This is a genomic window from Shewanella sp. UCD-KL21 (assembly GCF_001957135.1).
Taxonomy (GTDB): domain Bacteria; phylum Pseudomonadota; class Gammaproteobacteria; order Enterobacterales; family Shewanellaceae; genus Shewanella.
In genome coordinates, this window is record NZ_MPHK01000002.1 from 168,106 (window position 1) to 190,997 (window position 22,892).

The window sequence follows — 22,892 nt, forward strand, 5'->3', positions numbered from 1 at the left end:
GTTGCAACAAATAACTAACAGCACCACAATTTACTACATTAGAGCAACGTTAATTGACTGCTGGTTAGACTAGCAAAACTATAACCTTGTAAGCCTAATACAGGCTCTGCAATGGGCTCGATTTGTTTATCAAGGTAATATTGGTAATCAATTGATTCATTTGTTGCTTCTATGGGTTGCGCGCCATTCAGAGTCATCCTGTAAGCGATCATGGAGCCTCTTTTACCAAGCGCCGAATTACCGGTTATTTGACATAAGCGCGTCGCGGCTTTCACATGTGGTGAAGATTTAGCCGTATAATCTTCAATGTTACGCTTTAGGCGTTTTCTAAAAATTAGTTCATCATCAAATGAGCCACTTTGAAGCTCGTTAATTTGATCTAACAAGTAGCCTCTAACGTCACCTTGGGTAAATAATAAGAAATATAAATGATATTGCATTTTTCTGGCTAAAGGGCTCCAGTCGCTTCTGACTTGCTCCATGCCTTTGAAGGTCAGCGCTAATTGCCCTTCATTGTCACTGGTTGCCCCTACATAGCGCTTTTTACTACCGGCATCAGAGCCTCTTAAGGTCGGCATAACAAATTGACTAAAATGGCTTTCGAATTCAAGTTCTAGATAACTTTGTATTTGAAATTCAGTAGCACAAAATTCGGCCCACTTTTGGGTCATTTTCTGCGCCAGTAAATTACCTAACTGATTAATATCTGCTACTTGGTGATTTTCACCTAACCATACAAAAGTGGAGTCGGTGTCGCCATAAATCACTTTGTAGCCCAACTCTTCAATCCAAGCTTTGGTTTGCTTCATAATTTGATGGCCACGCATGGTAATCGAGCTTGCAAGTTTGGCGTCATGAAACACACAGCCTCGAGAACCCAATACGCCATATAAAGAGTTCATGATTATTTTAATGGCTTGAGACAGAGGTTGGTTGTTAAGGGTTTTGGCTAGTTCACGCTGCTGCGCAAGTGATGCAATAAGTTCAGGGAGTATTGGCTTGTCTCTGCTAAATCTGGCATTGAGAAACCCCGGTACAGTCACGTCGTTAGACTGTTGCTCACCTACTATCAAGCCTTTAGGATCAATCAAAAATGTTCGAATAATGGATGGATATAGGCTTTTAAAGTCCAACACTAAAACATCTTTATAAAAACCCGGGATAGAATCCATCACATAGCCACCAGGAGACTCAAGCCCATCGCTAGCGGGGTGAGCAGGAGCAACAAAACCGCTTCGATGTAAATGCGGTAGATATAAATTATTAAAAGCTGCAACAGATGCGCCAACGCGGCCAAACTCTAAGCCAGTAAGTTTGGCTCGTTCAATGGCAAAAGCCAGCAACTGGGTTTTCTCAAAAATATCCCAAACTAGGCGGCAATCGGTGATGTTATAAAACGCCAACGCGGGTTTATCATGGGCAAAAAAATGACAAATTTCTTGGCCGCGATTATCGACATGATCAATAGCCTTGCCTTCATTTAGTAATTGTTGCGACACATGCTCTAATGAATAACGTTCAAAATGATAAAACGCCGCTCTAATCCAATCGATGCCATCTAATACCACTCGACCCGGTAAAGATAAGGTTTCAGGGCGATGCTTATCTTCAACCTTCCAACTTAATAGCGTCCCCCCACGACCAATGGTTAACGGTATCGAATGTAACTGACAGCGTTTATATAATAGTGACAAGTCAAAGATAACGACTGCCCAGCCGATAATGACATCAGGATCATATTCGGCAAACCAAGCAATTAAGCGCTGAATAAGCTCAACCTCGTTAGCCACCCACTGAATATAGCGCTCTGACTCTTGAGGCTGCCCCACCATAATGACTAATTGATAATCTTGCCCATACAAGCCAACTGAATATAACTCGCCGCTAGGGCTACATTCAAAATCTAATGAAATCATTGATAGCTTTATATCAGTTACACTCTTTCTCGCTTTAGTTGAAGCGAAAACAGGTAATTTCCCCGTGGTTGATTTTGCTTGAGCGATAAACTCCACATCAAAAGCAATAAAGCGTTCGATTAAGAATCGTTGCTCTACCCTTATATCGGCTTCATAAATTTCAATGCCCATGTCATTAGCAATACGCAATAACTGCCGTTGAACACTAGCTGATTTTAAGTAAATACAAGCGATAGCTTCATGGTTAAAGTTTTTTAGCGCGACAGTTTCTATTCTGCAGCCTCGGTGAATATGCCCGGTTAGCTTTGGTATATCTATTTGACGGCAAAAACACACAACTTCAGCCCCGTCAACTTCAATCAGTACAGGTCCAGTTGCGGTTTTTAAATAATATTGCAGTATAAGTTGACCATCACGAAAAGCTGAATGCCGCGTCAACACTCGCCCCTTGATAGAAGTCATCTTATTTACGCTTGATGTCATAGTTTTTGGCTCGATTAAATATTTCGTGCAGTTCAATTCACTGTTATTATGTACAGCATATAACAGCGTACACATAAACAGTAAGCAAAGAATGCGAATAGGTCACTCATGTTAACGGATAAAGTCAAAAGTCAGATCCGCACTATCTATAAGGATATCGCGGCGGCAATGCCAAATTTTCGATCCCGGCGTGAGCAAAATTATATGGTGGCTGAAATATCTAAAACACTTGCCGGTGAATATGATAAACAACGTCGCATTATGGTTTGTGAAGCGGGTACAGGTATTGGTAAATCCTTATCCTATATTCTTGGCACGATTCCGTTAGCCATTGCCAGCAAGAAAAAAGTCTGCATCGCAACGGCAACGGTTGCATTGCAAGAACAATTACTGCATAAAGATTTACCCTTTTTTTTACAACAATCTGGGGTAGATTTTAAATTTGGCTTAGTCAAAGGGCGTCAGCGCTATGTTTGCCTAGCAAAACTTGAAGCCATGATAGGCCCCGAAGACACCACGCAAATGGCAATGTGGCAAACAAAGCCAGATCAAAGCCAAATTGACCAACTAAAAAAAATCCATAAAGACTACCAAGATAAAAAGTGGAACGGTGAAATCGACACTTTAGAGCAACCTGTTCCTGATTTTTTATGGCAGCAAATTTGCTGTGATAAACACAGTTGCCACCGTCAGTTATCAAACCATCATAACTGCCCTTTTCATAAAGCCCGTGAAGATGTCGAAACCTGGGACGTACTCATTGTTAACCACAGTTTGTTATTTGCCGACTTAGAACTAGGCGGCGGGGTTATTTTACCTGAGCCTGAAGAGATGTTTTATGTCATTGATGAGGCCCATCACCTGCCAACTGTAGCCAGAAATTTTTCCAGCGCTCAAGCGAGCCTTCGCGGCACTGCTGATTGGTTAGAAAAGGCCAGTAAAACCTGCTCTAAATTACAAAATCAATTAAAAACGACTCATATTATTGCACCAGTACAAGCGATGCTTGATCACATTAATGAACTGGTTAGTCAGCTTAATCAAGTAGCGCACTTCTGTGATACCCAGCCACAGCTATTTGCCAACCCAGAAACCCGCTTAAGATTTGAAAATGGCAAATTGCCAGAGTCGTTATTAATACAGGCAGAAAACTTAGCCTCAGCGTCTAAATCAGCCTTAAAGCAATTTAATAAGATTCAAACCGTATTAAGCGAAGCCATCAAAGATGGTGAGTTACCTAAACATCAATCAGAATCGGTACTTTCAGAGGCTGGTTTTATTTTACAGCGTTTAGAAAACTTACATAAATTATGGAAAATGCTCGCCAAAGAAGATTCAAAAAAAGGCGCACCAATGGCGCGCTGGGCTGAGCTCATAACGGGCAAACAACAGGATTATTTATTCTGCGCATCCCCTATTGAAGTGGGTTTCATGCTCGAATCTATGCTGTGGCAAAAAGCGGCCGGTGTTGTATTGTGCAGCGCAACACTGCGGGCGCTGAATAATTTTAATCATTTTGCCCATCAGGTCGGGTTATCATTAAATGATGGCAGCCGCTTTTTGGCGTTATTATCACCCTTTGATTATCAAAATAACGCCACATTATTCATTCCTCAAATGAAGAATGAGCCTACAGATGAAGCCTTTACCGATGAACTTGCTGAGCAGATATTGGCATTAGTTGAAGATGAAATGGCAACATTAGTGCTGTTTGCCTCTTATTGGCAAATGGAAAAGGTTACTGATCAAATTATCGGTAAAATGCCTAAAGAGCAGTTATTTGTGCAAGGGACAATGCCAAGACAGCAATTGCTAACGCAACATAAAGCCCGTTGTGATGCTGGTAAAGCCAGTATTATCTTTGGCACAGGCAGTTTTTCAGAAGGGCTAGATTTACCAGGCGATTATCTTACCAACCTAATTGTCACCAAACTGCCCTTTGCAGTGCCGACTTCTCCGGTTGAACAAGCCCATGCTGAATATATAAAAAGCAAAGGCGGTAACCCTTTCCTACAATTAACCATTCCAGATGCGTCACGTAAATTAATCCAAAGTTGTGGTAGATTACTGCGCAAAGAAGACGATTATGGCCGAGTGACTATTTTAGACAGGCGCCTAATTACCAAGCGTTACGGCAAATCATTACTCGATGCCCTACCCCCATTTCGTAAAGTTATTGAGTAGGTATTTTTTTGGAATTTTTGTTAGATCCTAGTCATTGGGTCATTCTGGCGGTAATAGGTGTTGTAGCAGGTTTTATAGATGCCGTTGTTGGCGGTGGCGGTTTGCTTTCTATCCCTGCACTGCTAACGATGGGCGTTCCGCCCCATTTAGCATTGGGTACCAATAAGCTCGCAGCCTGTTTTGGCTCTATTACTGCTGGTTATACCTACTATAAACAACAACTCATTAAACCTTCCTTCTGGCGGGTGGCATTTTTGACGACCTTTTTAGGTGCCATAATCGGTAGTTTTTTAGTTTATTTTATTGATGCTGCTTGGCTCGAAAAAATCTTACCGCTGATCATTATCGGGATTGCAATCTATACCCTTATAAGCCCCAAAGCGATGGGCGAAACCATCATCAATCAACCCACTGCGCTGCCATCTAAAAACAAACAAATAGTCCAAGGTATGACCTTAGGCGCTTATGATGGTTTTGCAGGCCCCGGTATTGGCGCTTTTTGGACAGTATCTAGCATCAGGCTGCACAAGCTGCCGTTATTAAATAGCTGCGCCTTAGCGCGACTCATGACCTCAGTAAGTAATGTTACCGCATTAGTCATTTTTGCCTTATTAGGCGAAGTGGATTGGATATTAGGATTGTGGATTGGGGTTTGTATGATGGCAGGTTCCTTTATTGGCGCTAAATCTGCTATAAGATTTGGTATTCCCTTTATCAAACCGCTATTTATCATTACTGTATTATCCATTGCAGCACATTTAGCTTGGACGGCTTGGCTATGAGAAACACCAACCAACTCATTTACCAATTAAAACAGCAGCTCAGTTCATTAGAACAAGATGCCTTACATCACGATCAGCAATTGCCTGCGCAACAAAAGAAAATGCTGCAAGATATTGAACGGTTTAATTCACAATTATTTATTCAACAAGGTGCCCAATTAAGCCCTTGTATTGCCCAATTAAAAAAAGACATTCTGCAATTAGAAAAGCAACTTTCTTTCAAACTTGATGTCAGAATCATTGAGCTTAGCTGCCAGCGCATTCAAGATCGCTTTACTGCACTCAGAAGAGCCTTAGTGACCACCAACCTGAATGTGAATACTGAAAAGCAAAAACGTGACAATAGCCGAGCACGCTATGCTAAAAAACAACAGCAACAACATTCAGACAGTGGCTTTGGCTGGATAGCCAGTAATGTAATGAAAAACAGCCACCAAATTTATCAAGAGTTGAACAAACATTTGAATTGGGCTACAACCTTTGAACAAAAAATTGCAGAAATGGAATCTGCACTTGCAAACTGTCATAGTACTGACAAAATCAGATTACAAAATGAAATTCTCTCTCTGCATCGACGGTTAGGAAAATGTCGTCAAGCAATTAGCTATATAGAAGAAAGAATCCAGATGTTTGAACGACCAAATAGAAATTTAAATCGTTAAGGAGCAACAATGAATTTTACCCGAACGCTAAGTGCCACCTTACTTGCATTAGTGACATCTACCTCAGCTTTAGCGGCAAATTTAACCATACCTATGTCGTTTGAGTATTTAGCATTAGATGGCAAAGAAATTGATACTAATAAATTTACCCATAAATCAGATCTAGACCTAAGTAATGGCTCCCATAAAATAGCCATCCGTTACCACGATATGATTGAAGATGACTTCAGCGATAGCCAAAGCTTTATAAAGTCAGCGCCTTTTATTGTCACTATTATGGTCGATGGCGATCATGAGTATTTGCTTAAGCCAGCAGACGGAGAATTTGTAAAGCGTCCAAAAAGCTTTGCTAAAGATCCCCAAGTGATTATCTCACGCCAAGATAATGGCACTGTCGATTACACAATTACCCAAACCGATTTTAAAGAAGGTTCATTTTTAGGCGGATTATTTGGCAGCAATAAAGGTGATGATATTGACGCATTAGCAGCTTCTGCAACCAGTAGCAATGTTGCTCCTGCCGCAGTAAACACTGCAACTGCCACAACAGCAGCCGTAACAGCGACCACAGTAGTGGCTAGCACACCTGCAGCGGCAACAGTTTCTGCAACGCCAACGACATCGCCTGTAGCTGATAAAGCAGCAACTCACCCTGAGCAAATGCTGCAATATTGGTGGTTACAAGCTGATGAGCAAACACGCAAAGAGTTCATGAGTTGGGCTATTAAACAGCTTTAATGGCCATTCCACTTGTCTACCACGCCAGCTATTCCAAGCTGGCGTTACCTAAAAAGCATCGATTTCCAACCAGTAAATATCAACGTTTACAGCAATATTTACTTGAACAAGGTCTCGCTTACCCGCAAGACTTTCATCAGCCTATTCCAATAGATATTGAAGTATTAAAACAAACCCATCAAAGTGACTATGTTGATGGATTTATCAATAACACCCTTGAGAATAAAGTGCTGCGCCGCATCGGCTTTCCTTGGAGCGAATCACTGGTTAACCGCACCCTTCACGCGGTCAATGGCACAGTATTAAGCGCCAATTTGGCAATTGATCATGGTATTGCCCTGCATTTAAGTGGTGGCTATCATCATGCTCATTATGACTTTGGCAGTGGTTTCTGTGTCTTTAACGATTTAATCGTCGCTGCCAAGCAAATGCTTACTCAACAAAAAGCCACCAAAGTGCTTATTATCGATTGCGACGTACATCAAGGCGATGGCACTGCGGCGCTATCTCAAAGCCAAGACAACATCATAAGTTGCTCGCTTCATTGCCAAAAAAACTTCCCATTTAGAAAGCAACGCTCCCACCACGATATAGAATTTGATAACCACACTCTCGACGATGAATATTTATCCGTTATCAAACAGGTGATCCCATACCTCATAAGCATCCATCAACCTGATCTCATTCTTTACGATGCCGGCGTTGATATTCATCAAGATGATGACTTAGGCTATTTGAACATATCAACCAAAGGAATTTTGGACCGAGATACATTTATTTTACAGCAAGCTAAGCAGGCTGAAATACCGATTGCAGCGGTGATTGGAGGCGGTTACAGCCGCGACGAGCAAGCGCTAACTCAAAGACACAGCCAACTTTTTATTGCAGCAAAAGCAATCTGGTAGCACACTAATGATAATCAGATAAAGAAGTTAAATTTCATTCTATAGGGAGTCAAGGATGCAAGTTGATATTCGTAATTACTATGAAGTGCTTTTAATGGAAATATTAAGAGACGAAGGCTTACTCGAAGAGCTGCCTGAGGAGTATTTAGCTGATTTATGCTGCGTTACCTTAAATCAACTTCCTGTTCGCTACATTAGACATCTCGTTGATACTTATTTTTTTGAAAATTACGCAGAGCTGCAACAGATGAAAAACGAGATCCATAGCGCTCTTGAAAAGTCACGACAGTTTTTAAAAGCCAACCTGCATAAAAAGTTAGTCGAAGATGCTGAAAACGCAGCTAAAGAGCCTGCTATCAAGAAAAAACCTAACATCTAACGTGCTAAAATTTTAAATGGCTAGCTTGGTTTACTAAAGAAAGACTCAGCATAAACGCTGATTAAAATGACTTTATAATAAGTAAAATAAGGTGCTTAGAGAGTTTTTTGAAATAAATACTAGGAGTATTGGAGGTTCCCCTAGAGCCACACCCCGGCACACGAGTCACTTGCTGCGGTTGCTCCCTTCCAGGCCTGGCCGAGTTCACAAGTTATCATTGCGGGGGGACCCTAAGGTCACCATAGATTTCTAATTAAGCGAATAAGGTTAAATATCTAATTATTTTAAATAACTAAAATGAACCCTGCTTAACAAGAACAACAGGATTATCCCCTAAGCACTGACCATGTTCAAGTTAAATTCGCTCACTTTTAGCAACAAAGCGCTCGACTGCACAAGCTTTGCCCGATCCAGGTTAAATTAGCTCATTATTTAACTGATTTAAGCATATGACACCTGCAAAGCAGCAGTTCAATTCGACCTTACCAATACACAACACAATGCACAGCAATTTATCAGCTAAAATTAACTGTCCAAACCTCAATTTCAGCAAAATTATTTGACCAAGTGATAATGCACATCAACCACAACAAGATCACGATCACACTTTTAACCGAAACCAGCCTTTAATCATCAAAAAACACACAATTCGCTCAAAGTTTAACCCCGTTTTCACATAAAACACTTATTATTAGTAATGGCAATTTTAGCAATCTATTTAGTAGTGAGTAGTACATTAGCAAAATCATTGCAGATACTAGAGCTTACTGAAATTGGATATCAAACTGAGTTTGATTGCTAATCAACAGGAAAACCTAAAGCAGGCAACCGTTAATTAGCGGCAACTTAACAACTTAAAAACAATAAGTTGTAAATTGCAGAATTTAGAAGTACTCCTTTCGGAATACTAAGATCTTAATCACGGTGGCGCCATAGACAAGTGATTAAAATAGTAGGGCTTATTTCGGATAAGTTTGGATAGTATCCATACGCTTGGTTTTATGATGAAGGATCAAGTGAAAATAAAATCTCTTGCAGGGACAAATGATGAATAAATTTAATTTAAACACGACTGCCAAAGCGGTATTCAGTGCGGGGCTATTAGCTTTTGCATTGACTGGCTGTGGTAGTGATGGCAAAGACGGTACTGACGGTGAAGATGGCGAAGTTGCAATCAACATCAATGCAGCATCTGCATTACAAACTGAAGTCGAACTTGCTAAATACGATGCTGAAGCAGAGTCTTTAACTATTGAGTTCTTACTGACTAACCCTAATGGTGTAGCCATTACTGGTTTAGACACCTTAGAGAGTAAGCCTATTAGCCTTAACTTCGGTCGAATGGGTACACGTGAAGAAGCATTCTTATCTTACGAGACTGATGCTGGCACTGTAACAAGTCGTGGAGATGGCGACAGAGAAATCTGGCTATCTTACATGAATAAAGAAAAAGGTGAGTATATTGCCGGATCTAGCTCTTGGAGCCTTTCAAGCTGCCCTGAAGACACTGAATGTTTGACCTATTTAGGTCAAGGTAAATACAGTTTAACTGTACCTACTCCAATTAATACATTGGCGCTTGACTACGGTTATGATGACACTAAAACACAAGGCATATTCTTGCGTGTGTCTAAGGCAGGTACAAACCAGCTTAATACCAATAGTAAATATTATTGGGAGCCAGCTACTGAAGAAAGTGTTAGCGCCCCTAAATTAGTTACCAACATGGAAACATGTACAAACTGTCATGTTGGCCAAGACAACATAAGACATTCAGATAGAGGTAACACTGCGGCAGAATGTGTTTTCTGTCACACTGATTACACCCTTTATACTGGCACCGATACTGATGGCAATGAATTTACCTATGACGGTTCTATCAAAGGTCTAGTTCACGGAATTCATACTGGTGCGACTGAAACTGACCGCCGCTTACTGAATAAGTTTGCTGAATTAGCAACAAACACAACTACTGGTGTGATTGCTAATAAAGACCCATTAAAGAACCCTGCATTCTCATATAAACATGATGGTGCGATTCTTGATTCTGAAGGTAACCCTGAAGGCCCGCTCAACTTCCCAACATCAATGTCCAACTGTGATACCTGTCATGTTGATTACACCACTACAGAAGAAACACTTCCAGAAGGTGTAACGATCCATGCATTAGATTGGTTTGCTGATCAAGATGCTGATAGCTGTCAAAACTGTCATGGTGACTACCATAACGGTGGTAAGACTGAAGAAACTGAAGATGGGCTAAGCTACGTAGGTTGTGTTACTTGTCATAACTCTGACGATGCTCAAGGATCTCGTTCTGCTGGTGGTGCTTTCCGGCATATTGCAGGCCATGATGAGCTTGGTAATCAAGCAGCAGCTGAAGCGGGCAAACTGGTAGAAGCAACGTATTCTAACCTTGTTTGGACAGAGGGCACTTCTACCCTAACCTTCACTATGAACTTGATGAAAGGCGAAGAAGCTGTAACAAGTGAGTTTGTTCCTAGCGTCACCATTTATGTTAATGCTATTGACTCTGCAGCTCCTGATGCATATTTAGCTTCACGTACTAAGGGTAGCGCAACACAAAATACTGATGGCTCTTACTTAGTAACGGTTGATGCGACTTCAGCTGATTATGTATTGCCTTCTTTAGCAGAGACTATTACTTCAGGAGCTGATTTAGCAATCACTTCAAGCTTTAGCACTTGTTTTGCAAACAAGAGCTCTACACTTTCTCCATTAACTGACGATGGAACAGGCTCAATGAGCTGTGGCGCAGTTTTAAGTCCAAATGCAGCTAAAACAACATTCTTGAAATTAGATGGCAGCGCTGGTGCAGAGCGCGTAAGTGCCGCTGCCTATGAAAACTGTTCAAGCTGTCATAACAACGATATGGTTGCTCGCTCAAGTGGTTATCATTACCGTAATGCTGACTTACATACTTGTGCCCAGTGTCATGAAGCTGGTGATTACAACAGTATGGTAGTTCGTGTACATGGTACTTATGGCAAGGCTCATGGTCGTGAAGATGTGCAAGACTTAGTAAGTAGTAATAATTGTACTGCTTGTCACAGTGACACTAACTATAGTCTAGAGAATGCTCGCTCTACTCCTATGCGTTGGAACAGAAAAGATGAAACGTTCTCTAGCTCCCAAGCTGGTGTATGTGCTTCATGTCACGTTTCTGACAGTTATGAAATTGGCGGTGGCTCTGCATCAGCAGAGGCTCACATCACTAATAATGGTGGTGTAGTTGCAGGTACTTATGAAGATGCACAAATGGCTCAAGAAGGCTGTGCAACATGTCATAGTGCAAGCAAAATTGCTGAAGTACACGGTATTCAGTAAAAGTGATGTTAAGTTTACTTTTTATTGATTAACGATATCCCTCTGCTAATTTATTTGGTAGGGGGATTTTTAGTTTTAAGACTGTAAAATCAATATAATTTTTTATTCACGATAATTTAAAATGAGTATGGATTTGTATTAAGGCGTGAAATCAGCTTTATCGCGGCTAAAACAGCTACCTCTTTATAAATAGACTGATCCGCTTCACAGTATCGGTCGACATATAAAGATTTTTCTCAGGTTGTGGATTAATCTTATATTGATGAATTTAAAATCCAAAAAGTTAAATTGGCTCAATAGACTAAGTATCTAGGCAACACAAAATAAGCCAAGCCAAATTTAACAATGTCTTACTATGCAGGGACAAATGATGAACAAGAAACATTCCAAATTAGCACTGATGCTTGTAGCAAGTGCAGTAAGCGTAGCCTTAACCGGCTGTGGCAGTGACGGAGATGATGGTAAAGATGGTAACCCTGGTCTTCCAGGTGGTGAACCAGCTGAAGCTATCCAACAACTTAAGCTTGAAGTCCTTTCAGTAACGTATGAAGGTGATAACCCAACGCTTAAGGTTTTTGCGACTAATGAAGATGATGAAGCAGTAGTCGGATTATCCGCTTTTGAAGTTAAAAAGGCTGTGCAACTTGTTCCAGCTGGGGCAACAGGTGCTGGTAACAGTGCTGAGTGGCAGTTTATTGGCTCTCAAAACGAATTCACCGATAATAAAAACGGCACTTACAGCTTCACAATTGAAACTGAAGGCTTTAACCCAGAGCTAACTCAGCGTTATAACTTAATCGCAAGTGCGGGTACTTTATTAGATGGTACAACAACGGTACCTCGTACTGAGTTCACTCAAGATTTTGACGGTGAAGGTTACGACGCCAAATATACTAAAAATGTTGTAAGCACCGAAGCATGTCAAGCATGTCATGCTGAAGGTGAAAGCATTTACCATAGCTACACTTCTCTTGATACTTGTACTTCTTGCCATACTGATGAAATGGTTGAAGAAAAAGAAAAAGTACAAGTTGGTTTCAACCACCTCATTCATAATGTCCATAATAACAACAAGATGTATGGTCGCAATATGGACAAAAGTGCTGAAACTGCACACAACATCGTTCAAGATAACTGTCAAAACTGTCACGTCGAGTCTGAAGAGTTAACTGAATGGGGTAACTGGACTCGCGTTCCAACTATGGAAACGTGTTCAAGTTGTCACAACGACATCGACTTTTTAGCAGGCCAAGGTCACCCACAACAGTCTGATAACTCAAACTGTATCGCCTGTCACAATGCCAGCTGGACAGAAGAAATCCACACTAGTGGCTTTACTGAGAAAAAAGCCTTCATCGACATGTACGGTATGAATTCAACCCTGACTGTTAATGAAGACAAATCAGCTAAGCTTTCAGTTTCTATTACTGATGCTTCTGGCAATGCTATTGATGTAACAAGTTTAGTGAGTCAAATTCAACGCCTTGAAACTATTACCAATGTCGGCCCTAACTTCCCAGTAATGGGTTACAACCCTAGCCCTATTAGTGGATTAGCTAAAGTTGCGGTTGACTTAGTTAGTGTTGGTGAATTACAAGAAGCTGTAACAATTGTTGATGGCAACTTAGAATACACTATCCCTTCTTTACCATTTGGTGTTGATTCACCAGCTGGCATTCAAGATACTGATACAGCGTTCAGCTTTATTGGTTTAGAAATGTGTAACGATGGTACTTCTGCTGTTGCGTGTGGTGATGATGTCATGACTACCAGCATGAAAGCAGACATGACTTTCGGTACTTTCTCTGGTGAAGCAGCAAGCATGCGCCACACTAACTCTGTAGCGTTTAATACCTGTGAAAACTGTCATGGTGAAACATTTGAAATCCATAAAGGTCATCATGCTGGTTTCGTAATGACCGAACAATTAGGACGCGAAAATGCTGACGGTGAAGTCGTTGTCGGTGTTGATGCATGTGTGGCTTGTCATACCCCTGATGGTACTTACGCTTCTGGTGGTAACCAAGGCGCGCTTGAAATGAAACTTCACAGTGTTCATGGCGAGCAAGGTATCATTAGCGATTGTACGCAGTGTCATAATGACTTCAACTTGGATGCATTCAAGCTTAAAGGTGCACTAGCATCAGATAACCCTAATTATTCTGGTACTTTATACACTACCCCAATCACAGCAACTTGTGCTTCTTGTCATGGCTTTGAAGAAATCAAGCTTCATGCTGAAGGTCAAGGCGGTGTTGTAAATGGGTCTTTCGAAGAAGCAACTGACTCTGCTCCTCTTGAATTCTGTATGGGTTGTCACGCACCAACCATTTTCGATCACACTGCGATAAAGATGTAATTTACGCTTAAGGGAGAAGCTTGCTTCTCCCTTAAATTACATAAATCACATCAACATCATGGATAGATTGGGAAGCCTCACTATGAAAATTAAAATGAAATTAAACACTTTAATCCCGACATTTATGGCAGTTGTTTTGCTATCTCTTGGGATGTCTCACTCGGCTTATGCGTCGAAGTGGGATGCAAAAATGACACCTGACGAAGTTGAAGCCGTACTTGATAAAAAGTTCGAAGAAGGGAGTTATTCACCTAAAGGCGCTGACTCATGCTTAATGTGTCATAAGCGTTCAGAAAAAGTTATGGATATCTTCAAAGGTGTTCATGGCGCAATTGAATCGTCAAAAAGCCCGATGGCTGGCCTTCAATGTGAAGCTTGTCATGGCCCTATGGGTAAACATAACCGTGGTGGTAATGAGCCTGTTATTGCTTTTGGACCTGACTCAACGTTATCTCCAGAAAAGCAAAACAGTGTTTGTATCAGTTGTCACTTAGATGACGAACGTATGTCATGGAATACCAGCCATCATGATAATGCTGATGTTTCTTGTGCATCTTGTCACAGTGTTCATACTGCAAACGACCCTATTTTGTCTAAAAAGACTGAAATGGAAGTTTGTACTAGCTGTCACGTCAAAGTTAAAACAGACATCAACAAACGCTCAAGTCATCCAATGAAGTTTGACCAAATGACCTGTAGTGATTGTCACAACCCACATGGCAGCATGGCTGATTCAGATCTTGTTAAACCAAGTGTGAATGAAACCTGTTACTCATGTCATGCTGAGAAACGTGGTCCAAAACTTTGGGAACACGCGCCAGTGACAGAAAACTGTGTAAGTTGTCATAACCCACATGGTTCAGTTAACGAAGGAATGCTAAAAACTCGTGCTCCTCAGCTATGTCAGCAATGTCATGCCAGCGATGGTCATGCTAGCAATGCTTACTTAGGCAATACAGGAATGGGTTCTAATGTTGGTGATAATGCCTTTACTGGTGGCCGCAGTTGTTTAAATTGTCATAGCCAAGTACATGGTTCAAACCACCCTTCTGGCAAATTACTTCAGCGTTAAGGATGTACGACTATGAAATTTAAACTGAACTTAATCACCTTAGCGCTAGTAGCCAATGCAGGTTTTGCAATGGCAGCTGATGGTTACGGTGTCGGTAATGCCAACACAGACAAAGTCAAATATGACAAGTGGGTTTGTAAAGGTTGTGCTGTAGAAACTGGCGTAACAGGTAGTGTGGGTGTAGGCGTTGCTTATAACAGCGAAGACGATATTCACTCTGCCAATGCATTTGGTAGCAGCAACGAGTTTGCTCCTAAAGTTGATGCTGATATTAACTATATTGGTAAATCAGGCTACCGCGCTAAAGTTGAAGCTACCGATTTAGGCCTAGACAATGGCCGTTTAGATGTCAATGTTGGCAAATTAGGCCAATATAACTTTAACCTAAATTATCGCTCAATTGCTACTTATAGCTCTAATACCGTGATGTCTCCATACAGTGGTATTGGTGGTAACGACTTAACCTTGCCTGATGGCTGGGTTACTGCTGGTTCTACCGATGGTATGACTGAGCTTGGTAACAGCTTAAACCCGTTTGAATTGTCACTTAAACGTGAACGTGCAGGTTTAGGGTTTGAATATCAAACTGAGTCACTATTCACCACTTATGTGAATTATCAACGTGAAGAAAAAACCGGCACCAAAACGGCGTCGGGTAGCTTTTTCAATCAATCTATGATAATTGCAGAGCCTGTTGATTACACGACTGATACTATCAATGCGGGTATTAAATTTAGAGGCGCTAACTGGTTCACTAGCCTTAACTATGACGGTTCTATCTTTAAAAATGATAATGCCCAGTTAAGCTATGACAATGCCTTTAACCCAACCTTTGGTGGTCAAACCCGTGGTTATATGTCATTAGACCCTGACAACGAATCACATATTGTGTCGTTATTAGGTCAATACAATGAAAATGGCGCAGCGATCAGTGGCCGTTTGATGTTTGGTCAAATGACTCAAGATCAAGATTTAGTCACCTCAGGCTATGGTTACAGCGTTCCAACTGAATCAATCGATGCCAAAGTTGATATCACTGGCTTAACGTTAAAAGCAGCTAAGCGTATCAACCGTGAAGTTCGTGTTACTGGTAGCTACGACTACTCAGATCGCGACAACAACACCAACATCGAAGAGTGGACTCAAATCAGCATCAATGATGTTAACGGTCAAGTGGCTTATAACACGCCATACGATCAAACCACTCATAGAGCGAAACTTGCTGCAGATTACCGCATTAGCCGTGGTATGAAACTGGATGCCGGTGTTGACTATAATCGTGATGAACGTAGTTATTCTGAGCGTGAAGTCACTGAAGAAAGCACAGTTTGGGCCCGTTACCGTTTAAACAGTTTTGATAAATGGGACATGTGGGTTAAAGGTAGCTTTGGCAGCCGCGATGGTTCAGATTACCAAGCGTCTGAGTGGACCTCTTCAGAAAATAACGACCTATTACGTAAATACTACATCGCAGATCGTGACCGTAGTATGGTTGAAGCACGTGTGAGCTATAGCCCTCTTGAAGCATTAGCCATCGATTTTGGCGCGCGTTACGCACTTGATGATTACACTGATACTGAAATTGGCTTAACTGAGTCGAAAGACACCAGTTACGATATCAATTTTAACTACATGTTTAATAAAGATGTGATGTTAAATGCATTTTATAATTATCAAATCATTGAGTCACAACAAGCGGGTAGTAGCACATTCTCAGGTCCAACTTGGGAAGCTGATATTGAAGATACTATCGATGTTGTCGGTGCAAACTTAAGTTACAACAACTTAATGGATAGCCGTTTACGTTTAGGTTTAGATTACACCTATTCAGAATCTGACAGTACGACTCAAGTTCGCCAAAATGTTACTGGCAACTACGGTGACTACTTTGCTAAAGTGCACAACGTCAATTTATATGGTCAATACCAAGCCACTGACAAAATGGCTGTCCGTTTAGACTACAAAATTGAAAAGTACTTAGATAATGATGCTGCCAATGATATCCAACCAGATACCATTTGGAATGTAATGAGTTTTGGCAGTAATAGCCATGACTACACTGCACATATGATTATGTTAAGTGTAAATTACAAATTATAAAACTAAGTAAAAAATACCAGCCTGCTATCGCAATATAGCAGGCTTTTTTTTGCCAGAAATTTAACGTTTTGTGCAGTAACTATCAATAAACTACAAATAATCTGCAATTACTAAATTAACAAAAGCTATTACACTAATAGTCGATTAAAATTTACTGCTAGTGCCACTATCTTTGATTTCATACAGTAGAAATAGCCAAATTATTATGCAAAAAACATCAATTGTTCTGCTTAGCTCACTGGTTGCATTTCCGGCATTTGCCGCCAGTTCGACCGTTATGACCAATAACAGCATTCTTATCTTCATTGCTTTAATGGCCTTTACTTGCGTAAATGCTATCGCGCAAGCTAGCTGCTATTTTGCAGGCTTATACGTACAAAAAAGCGTTAGCCAAAAGCATGTCACACTGAGCTTAGTGTTTCCGCTTATTGCGTTAATTGGCTTTATTGCCGAGTATCAATCCTTAGCACAATTTATTTTATATTTGGGCGCTGTGTTATTAGCCTTTGGTGCAGCGTTAGTGCCACTGCTGTTAACCAATAAAAAAGTGCCTTGTATGCAATCGGCGCTAATACTACTAACAGGGGCGATTATTATTTTGCCTTTAAGCATTATTGTTGCCCCAATCAGTCTTTTTTCTATTGTATTGTGCCACTTAGCCTTAAAACAAACGCCTATTGCGCCAGTGGCAAAGTTTTCGACCATATTGACACTGTTAACCAGCTACGGTTTATTTGGCTATTGGTTATTCCAGTTGTTTAACCAAATTGCCCTCGCCTAAGCTTCAGCTACGCTTTGGTGGTTTTCAGCTGAATTACCTATTTATGGGCATTTATCATGAGATGAGTGCCCATTTTCATTTTTGATCCTAGCCTAAGTCCTATCCCCAAGTCCTGCCCCTATCAAACCCAGCGTTATGGCTAATATCCACTTATCCAATAGCAATAATAGAATTTTTCAATAGCTGCTTCGTTTTAAGCATTTATCAAACATACATTAACTGCTAATTTATTCATAAGCTCAGGTTTAAACGCTAATCACTAAGTTACTACAAGGAAAGGACACCTATGAAAATTGTCATTGCGCCAGACTCCTTCAAAGAAAGCCTCAGCGCCTTAGGTGTTGCTAATGCCATCGAAGCAGGCTTTAAGCGGGTATTTCCTAATGCAGAGTATTGTAAAGTGCCTATGGCTGATGGAGGCGAAGGTACAGTGCAGGCCATGGTTGACGCGACCCAAGGGGAAATTATCAGCATGCAAGTCACAGGGCCACAAGGCACTCCTGTAAACGCTCATTACGGCATCATTAATCAAGATGCTCAAACTGCGACCGCCGTGATTGAGATGGCCGCAGCATCAGGTCTAAATTACGTTGAACGTTCGAATCGTAACCCTATGCTAATGACCAGTTATGGCACTGGTGAACTAATAAAAGATGCCTTAGATCGCGGCATAAAACATATTATTTTAGGTTTAGGTGGCAGTGCGACAAACGATGCGGGTGCAGGTATGGCGCAGGCGTTAGGTTTTACCTTACTTACAGCACAAAATAAGCCTATTTGTTATGGCGCCTTGGGGTTAACCGAACTTGCAAAAATTGATAATGCATCAGCTCACCCGTTACTGGCGAAATGTAAAATTGAGGTGGCCTGTGATGTAGATAATCCGCTATGCGGCCCTAATGGCGCATCCGCTGTTTTTGGTCCTCAAAAAGGCGCAGATGAACAGATGGTTACAGAACTTGATGCTGCATTAGCCCACTTTGCCAAGGTGGTTTGTGCAACTCATTCACTTACAACGACAACTGAGCTGGCTGAGTTTCCTGGCGCAGGCGCAGCCGGCGGTATGGGCTATGGGGTGATGACACTACTCAATGCCAAGCTAAAGCCGGGGGTCGATATCGTCATTGACACGGTGAAGCTTGCAGATGCTATCGCTGGCGCCGATCTGGTGATCACCGGTGAAGGCCGCATGGACAGCCAGACATTAGGCGGTAAAACCCCAATGGGGGTGCTACAACAAGCTATACATCAAGACGTACCTGTCATTGGCATTGCTGGCTGCTTTGGTGATGGCGCCGAGCTTATTTTAGCTCAAGGCATGACAGCGATATTTCCTATTATTCCGTCATTAGCACCACTGGATGATATTCTAGCTAACGCCCATGACAATCTGGCGAAAACTGCGCAGAATATCGCCGCAACTTATCAGTTATCGCTGGGTAAATAGACAGTTTGAGTTAAAAACTTGCTGAGCAATAATCCTTGCAGTAAAGTTAGCCCTCATAATGGCCATGAAAGCGCTTATATCAATATATTTAGCACATTAATGGCCCAAGAATAAAAAATGATGGCACCAGTTAATGACCAAAAACGACCGCATAGCACAAGCATCAGAGGCAAGTCTTCTGCGTATTTTTACCGTACCAGAAGACGCCGACTCAACCTTAAGCATTATCGAGCAGAAACTTTCTGAAGACTTAGCGGGCTTTTTAGGTAAGAGTATTGCGGCATTAGAAAAGCCATTATCACTTATTGAAACTGACTTTAAAGCGTTTCAAATTCCTGACTCGCCTCGTTTTGTGTCTGATTATACCGACGAAATAATGCAAAACTTGGTCGCACACTCGGTACATACCTCGGCGCCGAGCTTCATCGGTCATATGACATCAGCGCTGCCCTACTTTGTTTTACCCTTGTCTAAAATGATGGTGGGCTTGAACCAGAACTTAGTCAAAATCGAAACATCTAAAGCCTTTACCCCACTAGAGCGCCAAGTTTTGGGGATGATGCACCACTTAATTTACAGCCAAGACACTGACTTTTATGAGCAATGGATGCACAGCGCTGATTACTCCCTTGGCGCATTTTGTTCTGGCGGCACGGTGGCCAATATCACCGCATTATGGATAGCACGAAACCAGTTACTAAAAGCTGATGGTAATTTTAAAGGCATTAACCGTGAAGGATTACCCAAAGCATTAAAACACTATGGATATGATGATTTAGCCATCTTAGTGTCTGAGCGCGGTCATTACTCAATTGGTAAAACCGCTGACTTACTGGGTATTGGTCGTGACAACATCATCAGTATCCCCACCACAGCGGACAATAAAGTCGATGTAGCAGCCATGCGTCAAACCGCATTAAAGCTCGCTAAAGACAATATTAAGGTGATGGCTATTGTCGGTGTTGCAGGCACCACCGAAACCGGTAATATTGACCCACTGGTTGAACTTGCAACACTTGCAAGTGAACTCCAATGCCACTTTCATGTTGATGCCGCTTGGGGCGGCGCCAGTTTACTGTCGAACAAATACCGCTATTTACTCGATGGTATTGAATTAGCCGACTCGGTCACTATTGATGCCCACAAACAAATGTACGTGCCTATGGGCGCCGGCATGGTGTTATTTAAAGACCCAGAGCTTGCCCACGCCATTGCCCATCATGCCGAGTATATTTTGCGAGTTGGCTCTAAAGATTTAGGAAGTCAAACCCTTGAAGGCTCCCGGCCTGGCATGGCAATGCTAGTGCATGCTTGTTTACAGATCATTGGCGGCGACGGTTATGAGATTTTAATCAACAACGGCCTAGAAATGGCCCGATATTTCGCATCACATATTGCTGCAGATGAAAATTTTGAGCTTATCACAGAGCCTGAATTATGTATTTTAACTTACCGTTACGTGCCTAAGACTGTTCAACTAACAATTGATAAAGCATTAGCCAATGGTGATGTAAATACTGTAGAGCGCTGTAATTACTTGCTTGACCGCTTAACCCGCTTTATTCAAAAGCACCAACGTGAACAAGGTAAATCATTTGTCTCACGTACCAGAATAAAACCAGCAAAATACCACCGTGAAATCGTCACGGTATTTAGAGTGGTATTAGCAAACCCGCTTACTACCCATGAAATTTTACATGATGTATTAACCGAACAAGCCGAAATTGCCAAATTGGATAACGAGTTTTTACCGCAGTTATTAGCCATAGCAAAAGCTTACTGATTAATTTTACCTGCAAGTGACCTAACCAATAAAATTAGCCCACATCAAGTGGGCTTATTTATGGGTCTTTGTTCGTCTTTGTGTGGAATATTTATTTAAAATACAGCAACGAACAAGCTTTCTTGTTTTAGAAACCTCATCATAAATAGGTACCCTCATTATCAATTAGAGTAACAATGTACTCTGCTGGCTTTAAACCAAATAGCTGAAGTCGCGCTCCCAAAAAGCAACGGTTAAACCAGTACCACTTAACAACTGACATCTGCAGCGCACTATTTTTGATGACCGATTCGCCATTTTTGAATTAGCTCAATAAAGTAACAAGTTAAATGTTCAATTGTTGTAATAGAGCGTGCTTTCCCAACTTATCTTTTGAGATAACAAATTAAGCGGCTCCTCAAACCTCACAACAGGCATTGCTAGGACTACTGCAATAGTTTTCAAGGTAAATTAACCGCCTAGTACACAGCTCCGATAAGGCATATTTATAAGCTCTTAATTCATATTAATCAGCATCATGAGCTATTCACGCAGGGAGACTACTTTAACGGTTTAATCAACTAAAAAGCACTAAATCGGCTGTATTTAGCCAGAAAGTCTCTTTCTAGTTTATCGTAATGCCAATTTGCGCAGAGTTATCTATTTCCGTTGGCGCGGACAAGTTTAAATGCTTGGGATCTGGCTTTCTTAGGTGATTTACTAATGGATGGTCAATTTCACGAAGCTTGGCTAACACTAATTGCGCAACTTCTCGTGCACCTAATTCATTTAAATGGGTATTGTCTGTGACACCATTGGGGTAATTAGGATGAACATTAGCAGCTAGGTGCATAAATCGCATCGCTGAACCTGCATCTTCCAAAGATTGAAAATACGCTTGGGTTACTCGCTCCATATCAATAAAATCAACTTGTGTCTCTTTTGCTACCCTTCTGACTAAATCGGCATAAATGGGGTGAGTATCTTTTATTTTGCCTTGCTCATCAAAATTACGACGAGTGATCGGTGTCATCAACAGCGGCAACCCTCGACGTTCTCGAACGTCGTTGATAAACTGGGTTAAGTTGGTGACAAATTCATCAGGTGGTGTATATCTATCTAGTTTATGTTTTGATTGATCATTATGCCCAAATTGAATAATCACAATATCATTGATTTTAAGTTGTTCAATTACGCCTTGCCAACGTAATTCGCTGATAAAGGTACGAGTACTTCGACCATTTTTAGCCCGATTATCCACTACAATAGTTTCATCAAAAAAAGTGCTAAACGGCATTCCCCAGCCAGTTTCTGGGTAATCTTTTATATCTTTGATCGACATGGTTGAATCACCTGCCATGTACACATGCATTGGCAGCTCATTAGCAAGTACTGTCATAGGACTCAAAAACAGCATGCCTCGCAATAAATATTTTACATATCCCATAGTGTCTCCTACTATGCCAGCTCGTACAAAGACCATCTAACGTCTGTGTGTTACAGCCCTTTAAGTGGTGCTGCTCTGCCCAAAGCTGGCGCCTAATACCAGCGACTAATACTGCTATTTTCATCAAAGGAAAAATGGTTAGCAATACTTATCCCAACAACCAATCAATGATTGCAATGTTCAAAAAATCAACGCTAATTGTTTTGTTTCCCAACAGATTGACTTGTAAAGCAACCAAACGACCTGTTTCAAAGCCCCAGAAGCAACTCGATCGACAATACTTTTTTATTAATCGATATGGCGAACTTTTAATTGCTAGTAGCTAGCCTAATACAATGCTTTAAATCCAATATTGGCATTCCCTTCACCATGTATTTACCCAACTAATAAATATTCATCTTTAAATATTTAGTAATGCATCACATTAAGTGGCAATAAAACCAATACATAAAACTCTTCGTGATGTTTAATTATACTAGCGCCAATCTGCCACCGGTGGCAATAGTTTATTTCCCATTCGTTTAAAA

The 22,892-nt window shown here is 41.2% G+C and carries 15 protein-coding genes and 1 other RNA gene; 13 read left to right on the plus strand and 3 right to left on the minus strand.

The features are described from left to right. Positions 1-38: 38 nt before the first annotated feature. Positions 39-2,399, minus strand: a complete 2,361-nt coding sequence (locus BM739_RS02725) for a DNA polymerase II (RefSeq protein ID WP_076537029.1) — start codon at positions 2,397-2,399, stop codon at positions 39-41. A gap of 108 nt (positions 2,400-2,507) precedes the next feature. Between BM739_RS02725 and dinG the strand changes: the two genes are divergently transcribed. From dinG to BM739_RS02755, 6 genes are read left to right on the plus strand one after another with little or no spacing between them, the layout of a single operon-like run. After that, positions 2,508-4,583 carry an ATP-dependent DNA helicase DinG gene (dinG, locus tag BM739_RS02730; protein WP_076537031.1) on the plus strand — a complete coding sequence of 692 codons (2,076 nt, stop codon included), beginning with the start codon at positions 2,508-2,510 and terminating at the stop codon, positions 4,581-4,583. A gap of 8 nt (positions 4,584-4,591) precedes the next feature. After that, complete coding sequence (locus BM739_RS02735) at positions 4,592-5,365, plus strand: TSUP family transporter (RefSeq protein WP_076537033.1); 774 nt, start codon at positions 4,592-4,594, stop codon at positions 5,363-5,365. Beyond that, positions 5,362-6,027 carry a primosomal replication protein gene (locus tag BM739_RS02740; RefSeq protein WP_076537035.1) on the plus strand — a complete coding sequence of 222 codons (666 nt, stop codon included), beginning with the start codon at positions 5,362-5,364 and terminating at the stop codon, positions 6,025-6,027. Before BM739_RS02735 ends, BM739_RS02740 begins: the two co-directional genes overlap by 4 nt. 9 nt (positions 6,028-6,036) lie before the next feature. Beyond that, complete coding sequence (locus BM739_RS02745; protein WP_076537037.1) at positions 6,037-6,765, plus strand: DUF2057 domain-containing protein; 729 nt, start codon at positions 6,037-6,039, stop codon at positions 6,763-6,765. Then, on the plus strand, positions 6,765-7,670 hold the full coding sequence (locus tag BM739_RS02750) for a histone deacetylase (protein ID WP_076537039.1): 906 nt from the start codon (positions 6,765-6,767) through the stop codon (positions 7,668-7,670). Before BM739_RS02745 ends, BM739_RS02750 begins: the two co-directional genes overlap by 1 nt. A gap of 55 nt (positions 7,671-7,725) precedes the next feature. Next, on the plus strand, positions 7,726-8,049 hold the full coding sequence (locus BM739_RS02755) for a late competence development ComFB family protein (protein ID WP_076537041.1): 324 nt from the start codon (positions 7,726-7,728) through the stop codon (positions 8,047-8,049). A gap of 137 nt (positions 8,050-8,186) precedes the next feature. Here BM739_RS02755 and ffs read toward each other — a convergent pair. Then, an RNA gene (gene ffs / locus BM739_RS02760) (signal recognition particle sRNA small type) lies at positions 8,187-8,283 on the minus strand. Between the two features lie 810 nt (positions 8,284-9,093). Between ffs and BM739_RS02765 the strand changes: the two genes are divergently transcribed. The 7 genes from BM739_RS02765 (at position 9,094) to panP (ending at position 20,939) form a co-directional block, all read left to right on the plus strand. Further along, the gene (locus BM739_RS02765; protein WP_139326802.1) at positions 9,094-11,397 is read left to right on the plus strand and encodes a hypothetical protein; all 2,304 of its coding nucleotides are present in this window, start codon (positions 9,094-9,096) and stop codon (positions 11,395-11,397) included. 367 nt (positions 11,398-11,764) lie between these two features. After that, positions 11,765-13,756 carry an OmcA/MtrC family decaheme c-type cytochrome gene (locus BM739_RS02770; protein ID WP_076537044.1) on the plus strand — a complete coding sequence of 664 codons (1,992 nt, stop codon included), beginning with the start codon at positions 11,765-11,767 and terminating at the stop codon, positions 13,754-13,756. 82 nt (positions 13,757-13,838) lie between these two features. After that, positions 13,839-14,828 (plus strand): DmsE family decaheme c-type cytochrome, encoded by a 990-nt coding sequence (locus BM739_RS02775; protein ID WP_076537046.1) that lies wholly within the window; start codon positions 13,839-13,841, stop codon positions 14,826-14,828. A 12-nt stretch (positions 14,829-14,840) separates the two neighbouring features. Further along, complete coding sequence (locus BM739_RS02780) at positions 14,841-16,928, plus strand: MtrB/PioB family decaheme-associated outer membrane protein (protein WP_076537048.1); 2,088 nt, start codon at positions 14,841-14,843, stop codon at positions 16,926-16,928. A 205-nt stretch (positions 16,929-17,133) separates the two neighbouring features. Beyond that, on the plus strand, positions 17,134-17,709 hold the full coding sequence (locus BM739_RS02785) for a hypothetical protein (protein ID WP_076537050.1): 576 nt from the start codon (positions 17,134-17,136) through the stop codon (positions 17,707-17,709). Positions 17,710-17,995: 286 nt separating this feature from the next. Continuing rightward, complete coding sequence (locus BM739_RS02790; RefSeq protein WP_076537052.1) at positions 17,996-19,156, plus strand: glycerate kinase; 1,161 nt, start codon at positions 17,996-17,998, stop codon at positions 19,154-19,156. Positions 19,157-19,289: 133 nt separating this feature from the next. Then, positions 19,290-20,939: a pyridoxal-dependent aspartate 1-decarboxylase PanP gene (panP, locus tag BM739_RS02795; RefSeq protein ID WP_076537054.1), complete on the plus strand. Its 1,650-nt coding sequence runs from the start codon at positions 19,290-19,292 to the stop codon at positions 20,937-20,939. 604 nt (positions 20,940-21,543) lie between these two features. On the opposite strand, the gene BM739_RS02800 is transcribed toward panP, so the two are convergent. Continuing rightward, a complete protein-coding gene (locus tag BM739_RS02800; RefSeq protein ID WP_076537056.1) occupies positions 21,544-22,365 on the minus strand; it encodes a rhamnogalacturonan acetylesterase in 822 nt (273 codons plus the stop codon). Positions 22,366-22,892 lie beyond the last annotated feature (527 nt).